Below are 13,288 nucleotides of genomic sequence, written 5' to 3'. Positions count from 1 at the left end.
CCGACCTGTCTGGAGGTGTCTTGATGTGACAGAATCTTGAAAAAGGCGGCTCCAACCGATCCTTTGACTTCCCGGCTCGCCTCGCCCTTGCTATCGGGAGGCGCGCGACGGGCTTACGCTCCGTCAGAGGCCGAACAATTAGGATATGATCTCATGGCGGATCTTGGGCAGCTGGGCATTTTCGGCGTCCCGCTCTTCGGGCTGATAGGCTTCATGTTCGCTGCGTACGCCATTGTGGCGAACGACGTGATCCAGACCCTCGGGACGTTCCTGGCGTCCAACTCCAAACGGCACTGGCTGGTCTTGTGGGCGTTCGCAGCCAGCATCATCGTCGCCGTCATGCTCTACGGATATTTCGGCAATCACGGCGATATCGCCTTTGGTCGCCTGAACCGCATTCCCTATCCCGAAACCGGCATTCATTGGTGGCATGTGCTGCCGCCTCTGGTTCTCCTGATCCTGACCCGCTTCGGCATTCCGGTCTCCACCACCTTCCTCGTGCTCACCATCTTCACCCTGACCGGCGGCTCGGCCACGGCCGGCGTTCTGGGCAGCATGATGATCAAGTCGGTGATCGGCTATCTGGTCGCCTTCGGCGCGGGCATGGTGCTGTTCATCCTGATCTCGCGCATGTTCGAAACCTGGGTCTTCAACACCGATGTGGAAGACCATGGCACGCCCAACTGGCACATCCCGATGGTGGGCGGCCTGACGGCGCTGCTGGTCTACCTGCTGGTCAACGGCCCGGTCCTGCCGGACCTGTCCCAGGCCAACTGGGTCGCGACGGGCATCGTCATTGTCGCCAGCGCCGTCGTTGCGTTCGCCACGCACCGGTTCAACACCTGGTATGTGCTGCAATGGCTGTCGACGGGTTTCCTCTGGTCGCAATGGCTGATGCAGGATCTGGCGAACATCTTCGTCTATCTGCCGCGCGAGACCGTGGTTGATCCGGTCACCGGCGACGTCACAGTCACCTTCTCGATCGGCCTGCTGATCTTCTCCACCCTTCTGATGCTGGGCCTGCATGCGCTGATCTTTGCGGCGCGCGGCGGCGAGATCCAGAAGATCGTCCTGTCCAAGACCAACACCGTGGACGTGCGCGCGGCCACCGTCGTCGACTTCGCCTTCGGCGTGATCCTGATGTACTTCAAGGAGATCAACGACATCCCGATGAGCACCACCTGGGTGTTCCTGGGGCTGCTGGCCGGTCGCGAGCTCGCCATCTCCGTGGTCGCGAAGCTGCGCGGCATCAAGGATGCGGCGTTTGACGTGCTGACCGACATCATCCGCGCCTTCATCGGCCTCGTCATCTCGGTCGTCATGGCTCTGGGCCTGCCCTTCCTGGCCACAGGCCACCTGCCCAATATCGGCGAGGCGCTCGGCTTCGCCCGGGCCGAGCAACCGGTCGCCGAGCAGACCGAACTGGTCCATTTGCCCGGCGCTGATGACAGCGTGCGCTAGCAGCCCGACAATCAAGACCCCTGGATCAACCCCGCTTTCCGGCGGGGTTTTTCATGTCGGTTCCCGTGAAAACTGAAAATTTCGCCATTGTGTGATGGCCCCTAGAGCGTGCCGTGCTAAATCGCGAATGGGCAGGCAATTGATCAGGGGAAGGGCGAGGCATGCAGACCTCTACCCAGAAAGACACACACGAAGCGGAAAAGAGCGGCTGGGTCGGCTGGCTGCAGATCGGCGCCATCATCGCCGTGATCGTGCTGGCCATGATTCTCACCACCGTCCTCTCCACAGGCGGCGAAGCGACCAGACAGACCGCACCGGAGCGTCCCGCCACGCCCGTCGAAATCGCCCGCCCTGTCGCCGAACACCATCAGATCGAGATCGCCCTGACCGGCGCCGTCTCCACGCCGGCCGATATCAGCCTGTCGCCTCAAGTGGGCGGACGAGTCATAGAGGTGTCGGACGCCGTGCGCGCCGGCGCCTTCTTTGAAGCCAATGACGTGCTCTTCCGGATCGACCCGCGCGATTATGAAGTTGCGGTGTCCCGTGCGCAGGCCGGCCTCGCCGACGCCAGAAGCGCCCTGGATCAGTTGACCGCAGAGGCGGAGATCAATCAGGCCGAATGGCGCCGCGAATACCCCGGCCGCGAAATCACGCCGCTGGCCGCGCGTGAGCCGCAACTGGCCGCCGCCCGCGCCGCGGTCGAAGCCGCCCAGGCGGATCTGGCCCAGGCGCGGCTCAATCTCGAGCGCACCAATATCCGCTTTCCGTTTCGCGGCCGCGTGATCGACAGCCGCATCGCGCCCGGACTTCTGGTCTCTGCGGGGCAGAGCTATGGCGCGGTCTATGACATCGAGAGCCTGGAAGTGGTCGCCCCGATCGCCCCGGCCGAGCTGGCGCGTCTGGATGAGGCTGTGGGACGACAGGCAATGCTGAGCATCACCGAGACGGGCCTGAGCCTGAACGGTGAGATCGTGCGCGAAGGCGCTGACCTGAACCCCCGCACCCGGTTCGTCGACCTCTATATCGCCCCCGACACCCCTGATCAGCTGCGCCCAGGCCAGTTCGTGTCCGTAACGGTGACCGGGCCGGACCTCGAACGCGGTCTGATGATGCCGGGCTCCGCGCTCGTCGGACTCGATCAGGTGCGCATTGTGCGGGACGGCCGCATCGAGGAAGTGACCATCGAGGTGCTGGACCGCTGGGACGGCGATGTCTTCGTGGCGCCTTTTGACTATGCCGAAGGCGTGATCCTGACCCCGGTTCCGGAAAACGCGCTCGGTCGCCGGGCCAATATTCTCAATGCGGACGAGGCGCGCCCGTGAGCGATCCTGTCCTGCCCCCGTCCGCCCATGCCGGTTGGCCCGGCAAGGGGCTGATCGCCTGGTTCGTGAGCAATCCGGTCGCCGCGAATCTTCTGATGATCCTGTTCCTACTGGGCGGCGCCATCACCGCCTTCACCATGCAGACCGAGGTCTTCCCCACCCTGCAGCCGCGAACGGTGCAGGTGGCGGTGATCTATCCCGGCGCCACGCCGGGCGATGTGGAGGACTCCATCACCCGCCGCATCGAGGAAGCGGTGATCGGGCTTGAAGGCGTGGACCGGGTCCGCTCCGTGGCGTCTGAAGGCCGCGGCACGGTGACCGTCGAGTTGCAGGACTTCGCCGACGCCCAAGTGGTCAAGGACGATGTGGAGACCGCCGTCTCCGCCATCGCCGACTTCCCCCCCGCCGACGCCGAACAACCCCAGATCCGGGTGCCCCAGCCGGTCACCACGATCCTCACCTTCGCGCTTACCGGCCCTGTGGACGAAGCCGCCCTGCGCGAGGCCGGCTCCCGGCTGGAACGCGACATGCTGGCGGAAGACGGCATTTCCACCGTCCGGCTTCGCGGCGTTCGGGCGCTGGAGATTTCCATCTCCGTGTCCGAAGACGCCCTGCGCGAGTACGGGCTGACCTTCACCGAAGTGGCGGACGCTGTGCGCGCCGCCTCGGTGGACCTGTCAGGCGGCGAAATCCGCACCCGGTCGGGCGATATCCTGTTGCGCACCAATGCACGCCGGGAGACCGGGGACGAGTTCGCGAACATCATCCTGCGCTCGTCTGAAACCGGCGCGCGGGTTCGTCTCGGCGATGTGGCGGTGATCAATGACGGGTTTGAGGAAGACCCGCTGATCTCGCGCTTCAACGGCCAGCCCGCCGTCTTCATCGATGTGCAGACCCAGGGCTCCGAGGACCTGCTGGGCGTCAGGAACGCCGCCATCGCCTTCGCCGAGACCGCCAGCCTGCCGCCGGGCGTGGCGCTCGAAATGGTCGTCGACCAGTCTCAGGTCTTCCGCGACCGCATTTCTCTGCTCGCCCGTAACGCCATCATCGGCTTCACTCTCGTCTTTCTGCTGCTCGTGCTGGTGCTCGACCTGCGTCTGGCGTTCTGGGTGTCCATGGGCGTGCCGATCTCTTTCCTCGGCGGCTTCGCGCTGTTCGGCATGGCGGGCGTGACGCTGAACTTCATTACCACGTTCGGTCTGATCGTGGTGCTGGGCATCGTGGTCGATGACGCCATCGTGGTGGGCGAGAACACCGACCGTGAACGTCAGAAAGGCCGCTCTGAAGAAGAAGCCGCCATCGCCGGGGTGACCGGCGTGGCCGCGCCGGTTCTGGTGGGCGTTCTGACCACCATGGCCGCCTTCGGACCGCTGATCTTCTCGGGCGGCACCTTTGGCGAGATCACGCGCCCCATCCCGATCGTGGTGATCTCGATCCTGGCCGTGTCGCTGATCGAGGCCTTCTTCATCCTGCCCTCTCACCTCGCGCACGGCGGTCACTGGTCGCGCGGCCCGCTGGCGCGCATTCAGGACAAGGTGGCTCAGATCCTGACCGCCTTTGCGGAGGGAACCGTCAGCCGCTGGGCGCATTTCGCCGCCCGCATGCGCTGGCTGGTGGCTGCGGCCGGCATCGCCATCCTCATTCTGGTGATGACGCTCGCCACCTCCGGCATTGTCCGCTTCGTCTTCTTCCCGGCGATTGAATCCGAACAGATCACAGCCGATATCAGCTTGCCGGACGGCGCGCCTTTCACGGCCACCCGCAACGCCGCCGAGCAGATGATCGCCGCCGCCGAATCCATCCAGCGCGAATACGCCGAGACTGGCGAGCCGGTGTTCAAGTCCATCGAGGCGACCATTGGCGGGCGCACGAGCCTGTTCGGAGGTCCGGGCTCGAGCTCGACCACCACGATCGCGTCCAACGCCGCCCAGATCCAGATCCAGCTGACCCCGTCCGCCGATCGCACCACCAGCTCTTCCGAGCTGGAATCCCTGTGGCGGGAACGCACCGGACAGCTGGCCGGGGTGGAGCAATTGTCCATCATCTCCTCGGCGGGACCACAGGATGCGGACATCGCCTATGAATTGTCCCACCCGGAAAACGAGGCGCTGGAAGCCGCAGTGCGTCAGCTGGCGGACTGGCTGGCGGAGATCGACGGCGTGTCCGAAATCGAGGACGGGCTCGATATTGGCAAGCGCCAGCTCAACTTCACGCTGACCCCCGCTGGCGAAGCGGCCGGGCTGACGCCGCGCGATGTGGCCCGCCAGGTGCGGCAGGCCTTCTTTGGCGAGGAAGTCCAACGCATCCAGCGCGGTTCGGACGAGCTGCGCGTCTTCGTGCGCTATCCGGAAGAAGAACGGGTCGGCCTGTCCGAACTCGGTGATCTGCGCATCCGCACGCGCGATGGCGAGAGCCTGCCGCTCAGCGTCGCCGCGACCATCACCGAGAGCCGCAGCTACACCCGGATCGAGCGCATAGATGGCCGCCGCATCGTGGAGGTGACCGCTGATGTGGACGAGGCGCGCCTGACGCCCGGCGAAGCCCGGGCGCGGGTTGAAAGCGAGATGCTGCCGCAACTCGTCGACGCGTATCCTGAACTGCGCTGGACCCTCGCGGGCGCCGGGCGTGAACAGGCCGAGGACTTCGCCAGCCTCGGGCGCGGCCTGCTGATTGCGATCGTGATCATGTATGCGCTGCTGGCGACCCAGCTCAGAAGCTATATCCAGCCGCTGATCATCCTGATCGCCATTCCCTTCGGCATTGGCGGCGCGATCCTGGGCCATTTCATACTGGGCTATCCGCTCTCCTTCCCGTCCATTTTCGGCATGGTGGCGCTGTCGGGCGTGGTGGTGAACGCCTCCATCGTGCTGATCGACCGCTACAATCTGAACGTCAACGAGCGGGACATGAAAGCCGAGGACGCCATCGCCGAAGCGGCGGGGCGGCGCTTCCGCCCGATCCTTGTGACCACGCTGACGACCGCGCTCGGCCTGTTGCCGATCATCGCCGAGCAGAGCCCCCAGGCCCAGTTCCTGGTGCCCATGGCGGTGTCGCTCGGGGCGGGCCTCGTCTTCGCCTCCATCACCATCCTGATGCTGTTGCCGGCTCTGGTGATGATCGTGGACGATGTGCGCGCTTCCCCCCTGACCAGCCTTGCCGTGATGGCCGGACTTGTCGTCGCCCTGATCCTGCTCAGTGTCGCGGGCCTGATCGGATTGCTGGTCCTGCTGGCGGTCGGCGGATTGATCGGCTGGCGCGTCTGGCGCAAGCGCCGTTTGGCCAACGCCTGATCATACTCTGACATGCCCACACAAAAACGCCGGCCCACGGGCCGGCGTTTCCATGTTCGACTGCCCCTGCCTATTCAGGCTTGGGCAGGTCTGTGCGCCCTGATTGCTCCTTGGCGATGCGGGCGATCAGGTCTTCGACCTTCATCGTGCCCATATCGCCATGGTCGCGGTGACGCACGGCCACTTCCCCATTCTCCGCCTCTGCATCGCCCACCACCAGCATATAGGGGATCTGGCGGTGCTGGGCGTTGCGGATCTTCTTCTGCATCCGCTCGGAGGCGAAATCCGTCTCGGTGCGGATGCCGGTATTCACCGAATCCACCTCGGAGAAGAACAGCTGGTCGCGGACCGTCTGGGCGTACTCCTCGTGACGGTCGGCGATCGGGATCACCACCGCCTGGGTCGGGCTCAGCCAGGTCGGGAACTTGCCGGCATAGTGCTCGATCAGGAAGGCGGCGAAACGCTCATGGCTGCCCATGGGCGCACGGTGGATCACATAGACCGGCTGCTTGGAGCCATCCTCTGCCGTGTAGACGAGGTTGAAGCGCTTGGTCGCCATGAAGTCGAGCTGGTTGGTGGAGATGGCGTATTCGGTGCCCACGACCGATTTCACCATGAAGTCCACTTTAGGGCCGTAAAAGGCGGCTTCACCCTCGACTTCCTTGTACGGATAACCGGACTCGTCCATCGCCTGCTTCAGGATCGACAGAGCCGTCTTCCAGCCTTCGGCATCATCGACATACTTGTCGAGATTCTCCATGTCCGGCAGGGACAGACGCATCCAGAAATCCTGAATGCCGAAGAGGCGGTAGTAATCGGCGTGCATGTGCATGACCGCCAGGAACTCGTCCTTCGCCTGGTCTGGCCGGCAATAGATATGCGCGTCGTTCTGGCAGAAGCCGCGCACCCGCATCAGGCCCGACAGGCCGCCCGAGGCCTCATAGCGATAGACCTGACCGTATTCGGACAGACGCACCGGCAGATCGCGATACGACCATTGGTCATGCGCGTAGATCATGTGGTGGTGCGGGCAGTTCATCGGCCGCAGATAGTATTCCTGCTCGTCGATCATGATCGGCGCGTACATGTCTTCGGCATAGTACGGCAGGTGACCGGAGCGGTGATACAGATCGCCCTTGGTGATGTGCGGGGTTGAGACGCGCTTGTAGCCCGCGCGGTGCTCGGTGATGCGGGCGAGCTTTTCAAGCTCGTCGCGGATCACATTGCCCGCGGGCAGCCACATGGGCAGGCCCGCGCCCACTTCCTCGACCAGCGTGAACAGGCCCAGCTCCTTGCCGATCTTGCGGTGATCGCGCTTGGCCTGCTCTTCCAGACGAGTGACTTCGGCTTCGAGTTCTTCCTTGGTCTCGAACGCCAGCGCATGGATGCGCTGAAGCTGGGCGTTGTTCGCGTCGCCGCGCCAATAGGCCCCTGCGATGGAGCGCAGCTTGAACTCGCCCACCTGGCCCGAATGGTCCACATGGGGACCGCGGCACAGATCGACGAAATCGCCGGTGCGATAGAAGGTGATCTCATCAAGACCTTCGCCCGCGACGGATTCGTCACCCGTTTCCTTGGCGATGGCGGTCGAGCCCTTGTCGCGCAGCAGCTTGAGGAGCTCGACTTTGAAGTCCTGGCCTTCCTTGGCCATGTAATCGATGGCTTCATCGATGCCATGGGCTTCGCAATAGAACTTCTTCTTTTTCTTGCGCAGCTCTTTCATGCGCTTCTCGATCTTCGGAAGATCCTCGACCGTCAGCGGCTCTTCGAGCTGGATGTCATAATAAAAGCCTGTGGCTGTCGCCGGACCCACGCCGAATTTGGCGTTCGGCCAGAGGTCCTTGATCGCCGCCGCCATCAGGTGGGCGGCGGAGTGACGGCGCGTCTCTACCGGGAAGTTGTCCTGCGACATGGTGTTTAGGCTTCTTTGACAAAAAAGAGAGGTTGGATTGCACGTAAGAACATTACGCTCTTCGACGTTTAAATCCTCGCTTCGCGCCTGTCCACAAAGCCCGCTGCGCCGCAGCGCATCAAACCCTTAGACCGACACCGAGTGCCGCGCCGCGCCGGTGGCGAGATAGCCGTCGAACGCCGCCGCAACCAGCCGCGCCAGCGGGCGATAGGCCGGATTGACGGTGATGACCCCGCCTTCAACACTGACGACGCCCGAGCGCACCAGATCGTCCAGATCCGCCTGCGGCGCCGGCCTGTCATACAAGGCGGCGACCGCTTCAGGGTCCACGCGCAGATAGGTCATCACCTGTTCGATAATCGCGGCGCGCATCGCGTCCTCGCGGGTCACCTCAACGCCTTTGCCGACGGGCAGGCGGCCCGCCTCCACATCCTGCATCCAGCTTCTGACGTCCGAGCGGTTCTGCACATAGCCGTGCGGTGTGCGGCCTATCGCCGACGCGCCCAGTGCGATCAGGGTGTCCGCCTTGTCGGTGGTGTAGCCCTGAAAGTTCCGGCGCAGCGTGCCGTTTTCCAGCGCCTGCGCCATGGGGTCATCCGGGCGGGCATAATGGTCGATGCCAATTAGAGCGTATCCGCACTCGATCAGCGCATGCTCCATCGCATCCGCCTGCGCCAGACGCGCCTTCGCGCCGGGCAGAGCCTCGTCCTTGATCAAACGCTGATGCGATTTCATGTGCGGCACATGAGCGTAGCCGAAGACAGCGAGCCGGTCCGGATTGAGCGCCGCCGCCGCTTCCGCGCTGGCGCGGGCGCTGTCGGCGGTCTGAAGCGGCAAGCCATAGAGAAGGTCGGCATTGATCTTCATCACGCCCGCTTCGCGCAGGCGATTGAAGGACGCTTCCACCACTTCATAGGGCTGGATGCGGTTGATGGCGCGCTGCACCGCCGGATCAAAGCTCTGCACGCCCGTTGAGGCGCGGGTGAAGCCATTACGCGCCAGCGCCTGAGCGTCGTCTTTGCTGAAATGGCACGGATCGATCTCAATGGCGCGCTCGGCGCCCTCCTCAAATTCAAACCGGTCATAGATCGCGGCCATCAGCCGGTCCATCTGATCCGGGTTCAGGATCGCCGGCGTGCCGCCGCCCAGCGCCAGATGGGACACTCTCATGCGACCCGGCAGGCGGTCCGCCACCAGCGCCAGCTCTTTCAAAAGCACCTTCAGATAGGCCTCGATCGGGCCGTCCTGCGTGGTCGCGCGGGTGTTGCAGCCGCAATACCAGCACAGGGATTTGCAATAGGGCACATGCAGATAGAGCGAGATCGGCTTGCCGCGATCCAGCGTATCCAGCCAGTCGCCATAGACCGCTCCGGTCACGCCCTCATGAAAATGCGGGGCGGTGGGGTAGCTGGTGTAGCGCGGGCTGCGTTGCTGGCCGTAGCTCAGCAAGTTGGTGATCCGGGACGCCATGACGGGCTCCATTCCTCTGCAAGGACACCCCGCTTAGCCCGGCTTTGATATGCGCATCAGTTGACCACTCGCCGCAGCGGCGACCGGTCGCAGGGTCAGCTCAGCGTGCGTCGCACCGCATCATGCCAACCCGCCATCTGGCGCTGGCGCGCGGCCTCATCCAGCTTGGGCGCGAAGGCGCGTTCAGCCTGCCACAGGGTCGCGGATTCGGAGAGGTCCGAGAACATGCCGATGCCAAGCCCTGCAAGGAAGGCCGCGCCCCAGGCGGTGGCTTCGGCGTTGACCGGGCGCACGGTCTCCACCGCGCAGATATCCGCGAGACGTTGCATCAGGGCGTCATTGACCGCCATGCCGCCATCCACCTTCAGAGTGCGCACTTCGACCCCGTCATTGGCCACGGCGGTCAGAAGATCCTGGGTCTGGTAGACGGTGGAATCGAGCGCCGCGCGCGCGATCTCCGCCCGACCGCAGCCCCGGCTCAGCCCGCAGATCAGACCTCGCGCATCCGGATCCCAATGCGGGGCGCCGAGGCCTGAAAAGGCCGGCACCAGATAGACGCCGCACTCAGGATCGGCGCTTTGCGCCAGCGCCTCGATTTCAGACGAGCGCGCAATCATCCCCAGACCATCGCGCAGCCATTGCACCGTCGCGCCGGCGGACAGGATCGAGCCTTCCAGCGCAAACGCGGACTGCCCGTTCAGACGCCAGGCTGTCGTCGCCAGCAGCCGGTTTTCTGATTTCACCGGCTGGTCGCCCGTGTTCACCAGCAGGAACGCGCCCGTGCCATAGGTCGATTTCACTTCGCCCGGATGAAGGCAGGCCTGCCCGAGCGCAGCCGCCTGCTGGTCCCCCGCTGCGCCACAAATGGGGATGGCGCGCCCCAGAACAGACGGGTCGGTGTCGCCATAACGACCGGCGCTGTCGACGATGTCAGGCAGGACCGCACGCGGCACATTGAAGAGCTTCAGAAGCTCCTCATCCCAGTCTGCGGTCTTGAGCGCATAAAGACTGGTGCGGCTGGCATTCGTGGCGTCAGTCACATGGACCCGCCCGCCGGTGAGCCGCCAGATCAGGAAGCTGTCCACCGTGCCGAAGGCGAGCTTGCCGGCCTCGGCCTTCGCTCGTGCGCCGGGCACGGCGTCGAGAATGTAAGCGAGCTTTGAAGCGGAAAAATACGGGTCCAGAACCAGCCCGGCCTTGTCGCGCACCAGCGCTTCGGCGCCGTCGGCTTTCAAAGCCGCACAGGTTTTTGCGGTCCGCCGGTCCTGCCAGACTATGGCGTTGTGGATGGGCTGGCCGGTGGCGCGATCCCACACCAAGGTCGTCTCGCGCTGATTGGTGACGCCAAGGGCCTCGACCGTCCAGCCCTGTTCCTCGGCCGCGCTCATCGCCTTGCGGGCGGTGGACAGAACCGTCGCCCAGATCACTTCCGGGTCATGCTCAACCCAGCCCGGCTTGGGATAGCCCTGTGCGAATTCCTCCTGCGCGGACGCGATGACGCGTCCTGTCTCGTCAAACACCAGCGCGCGGGACGAGGTGGTGCCTTGATCAAGCGCAAGCAGTGCAGGACGAGACATGGTGAAACGCTCCGGGCAGTCTTATGGTGTCGCCAAGCTAAGCGGTTCTGACCGGATGGAGAATGCCCCGATGGCGTTTGTTGCGGAAACTTTTGAAAGCCCCACCGGCGCAAGCCTGCGCCTGCATGTGCAAGAGGCCGACGGCCAGCCGCTGGGCGTGGTCCAGATCCATCACGGCCTCGCCGAGCATTCGGCCCGCTATGCGCGCTTCGCGGCCTATCTGGCGGGTCGTGGTTTCCACGTCGCCGCCCATGACCATCGCGGACATGGCGAAACGACCGCTGAAGATGCGCCGCGCGGCGTGTTCGGCGCGCCGAAAGGCTGGGGCAAGGTCGTGGAAGACGCGCTGGCGGTGGAAGACCATCTCAAGGCGCGTTTTCCGGGCCTGCCCCATATTGTATTCGGTCATTCCATGGGCGGCGTCGTGGCGATGAACCACGCCATGGAACGCAAGGGCGAGCTTTCCGGCCTTGCGGTCTGGAACTCGAACCTGGCGCTCGGCGGTCGAGCCGGGCTGATGCGCGCGGTTCTCAATATCGAGAGCCTGTTCAAGAAGTCCCAGCAAGGCTCGACCTGGATCGAAGCCCTGACCTTCAAGGCCTGGGGCAAGGCCATCAAGGGCCATCGCACCGATTTTGACTGGCTGTCACGCATCCCCGAGGAAGTGGACGCCTATGTGAACGATCCCGATTGCGGCTGGCCGGCCTCGATCTCCATGTGGCGCGATCTGATTGACGGGACCGAGCTCGGGGAGAGTGAAAATCGCCTGCGGGGCATGCGCACCGATCTCGCCATTCATCTGGCGGCCGGCGGCGAGGATCCCGCGACAGACAAGGGCCAGGCGGCCAAGGTCTTGGCCTCGCGACTTTATAATGCGCGTTTTTCGGATGTGACCATGCGGCGTGACCCGCAGGGCCGTCATGAAACGCTCAATGATATCGGCTTTGAAACCGCCCAGTCAGATTTCGCAGACTGGGCCGAGCGCGTGGCGCGCCAACAGGGCTAGGACGCCTTCGCCGGCTCCTCGCCTTGCGCCGGCGTCAGATTCTCATACGCCTGGACAGGGCCGATCGCGGCCGCCAGCAGCTCGTGATCCATGCGCGCGCCCTCGAACCGGGCCGCGTGAAGGGATGCGCCTTCGAAGGACGGATGGAAAACCCGTCCGGTGCTGCCCGTAAAGGATCGAAGGTCCGCGCCCTGCATGATGGCGTGATTGAGATTGCAGTCGCGGAAAGTGACGCCCTTGAGATTCGCGCCCGTGAAGTTCGCTCCGCGCAAATCCGCTCCGGTGAAGTTCGCGCCAATGAAAGACGCGCCCGAGAAATCCATGCCCACGGCGCAGACGCCGCGCATATTCGCGCCGATCAGTCCCTTGCCCTGACAGGCGCGTCCCAGGACACGCAAATCCTCGCCCTCAAAGACGGCCCGCCGCCCCTGTTCGCCGCGAGACTGTGTATAGAGATCACTTTGTTCGAGCAGTTTCATCAGGTCTGACGCCCGCGCCAGCGCCGCCTGAGCCGGATCGCGCACCACATTGTCCAGATTGGCGCCGTCCAGACGCGCGCCCTTCATGTCCGCACCCGTTAGAACCGCGCCTTTGAAATTGGCGTCTCGAAGATCAGCCTGGTGCAGATCAGCGCCTTCCATCATGGCGCCGGAAAAGTCCGCGCCCTTGAGTTTAGCCGAACTCAGTCGCGCGCCGCGCAGAGAGCAGTCGCGGAAATCCACGGCGCCGTCACGACCATCCTCCAGGTCCTGGACCCAGTCGTTCTGTTTGAATTCCTTGTCGCGCTCATCCTTGTAAAGGACCGCCTTGCGAAAGTCCGCGCCATCCAGATTGGAGCGATACAGATCCGCCCCACGCAGGATGGCGCCGCGCAAGTCCGCACGCGACAGATCCGAACCGCGCAGATCCGCGCCTTTCAGGCTTGAACAATAGAAGGACGCCGTCACCAGTGAAGCCAGGGCGAAACTGGAATCCTTGAGATCGCATCCAATGAACTCGATCCCGTCGAGCTTGCGCTTCATCAGATTGACGCCTGTGAGATCCTGGAAACGGAAAAAGGCGCGACAACCGCCATTGCGGCCCGCGATGAATGCCTCGTGAGCCGCGATGACCGCCTGGTCAATTGGCATGCCCGTCTCTCCCTAAAGCTGCAAACAATGTGCGAATTTGAGCTTAAGGATCAGTGTTTCATCTGCGCGGTTATGCGCTCATTCACAGGAAGCGCTTGTCAGTGTGGTGAAAACCGGAAA

The 13,288-nt window shown here is 64.0% G+C and carries 8 protein-coding genes; 4 read left to right on the top strand and 4 right to left on the bottom strand.

Features of this window, described 5'->3' with window-relative positions:
• The first annotated feature begins 153 nt into the window (after positions 1-153).
• From OA2633_RS16315 to OA2633_RS11710, 3 genes are all read left to right on the top strand, one after another.
• Complete coding sequence (locus OA2633_RS16315; RefSeq protein ID WP_009802770.1) at positions 154-1,461, top strand: hypothetical protein; 1,308 nt, start codon at positions 154-156, stop codon at positions 1,459-1,461.
• A 161-nt stretch (positions 1,462-1,622) separates the two neighbouring features.
• Positions 1,623-2,783 (top strand): efflux RND transporter periplasmic adaptor subunit, encoded by a 1,161-nt coding sequence (locus OA2633_RS11715; protein WP_009802769.1) that lies wholly within the window; start codon positions 1,623-1,625, stop codon positions 2,781-2,783.
• Positions 2,780-6,073 carry an efflux RND transporter permease subunit gene (locus OA2633_RS11710; RefSeq protein WP_009802768.1) on the top strand — a complete coding sequence of 1,098 codons (3,294 nt, stop codon included), beginning with the start codon at positions 2,780-2,782 and terminating at the stop codon, positions 6,071-6,073. Before OA2633_RS11715 ends, OA2633_RS11710 begins: the two co-directional genes overlap by 4 nt.
• Before the next feature lie 70 nt (positions 6,074-6,143).
• Here the strand turns inward: OA2633_RS11710 and thrS are convergent, their stop codons facing one another.
• The 3 genes from thrS to glpK form a co-directional block, all read right to left on the bottom strand.
• Positions 6,144-7,985, bottom strand: coding sequence for a threonine--tRNA ligase (gene thrS, locus OA2633_RS11705; RefSeq protein ID WP_009802767.1), 1,842 nt, complete (start codon positions 7,983-7,985; stop codon positions 6,144-6,146).
• 126 nt (positions 7,986-8,111) lie between these two features.
• The gene (hemN, locus tag OA2633_RS11700; protein WP_009802766.1) at positions 8,112-9,455 is read right to left on the bottom strand and encodes an oxygen-independent coproporphyrinogen III oxidase; all 1,344 of its coding nucleotides are present in this window, start codon (positions 9,453-9,455) and stop codon (positions 8,112-8,114) included.
• Positions 9,456-9,550: 95 nt separating this feature from the next.
• Positions 9,551-11,032 carry a glycerol kinase GlpK gene (glpK, locus tag OA2633_RS11695; RefSeq protein WP_009802765.1) on the bottom strand — a complete coding sequence of 494 codons (1,482 nt, stop codon included), beginning with the start codon at positions 11,030-11,032 and terminating at the stop codon, positions 9,551-9,553.
• Here glpK and OA2633_RS11690 point away from each other — a divergent pair.
• Positions 11,031-12,038, top strand: coding sequence for an alpha/beta fold hydrolase (locus OA2633_RS11690; RefSeq protein ID WP_009802764.1), 1,008 nt, complete (start codon positions 11,031-11,033; stop codon positions 12,036-12,038). The genes glpK and OA2633_RS11690 overlap by 2 nt on opposite strands.
• On the opposite strand, the gene OA2633_RS15530 is transcribed toward OA2633_RS11690, so the two are convergent.
• Positions 12,035-13,168, bottom strand: coding sequence for a pentapeptide repeat-containing protein (locus OA2633_RS15530; RefSeq protein WP_009802763.1), 1,134 nt, complete (start codon positions 13,166-13,168; stop codon positions 12,035-12,037). The two genes, OA2633_RS11690 and OA2633_RS15530, sit on opposite strands and share 4 nt — an antisense overlap.
• Positions 13,169-13,288 lie beyond the last annotated feature (120 nt).

Source organism: Oceanicaulis sp. HTCC2633, assembly GCF_000152745.1.
In the GTDB taxonomy this organism is placed as follows: domain Bacteria; phylum Pseudomonadota; class Alphaproteobacteria; order Caulobacterales; family Maricaulaceae; genus Oceanicaulis.
The sequence above is the reverse complement of the archived record's forward strand: the minus strand, read 5'-3'. Positions and strand labels throughout refer to the sequence as shown.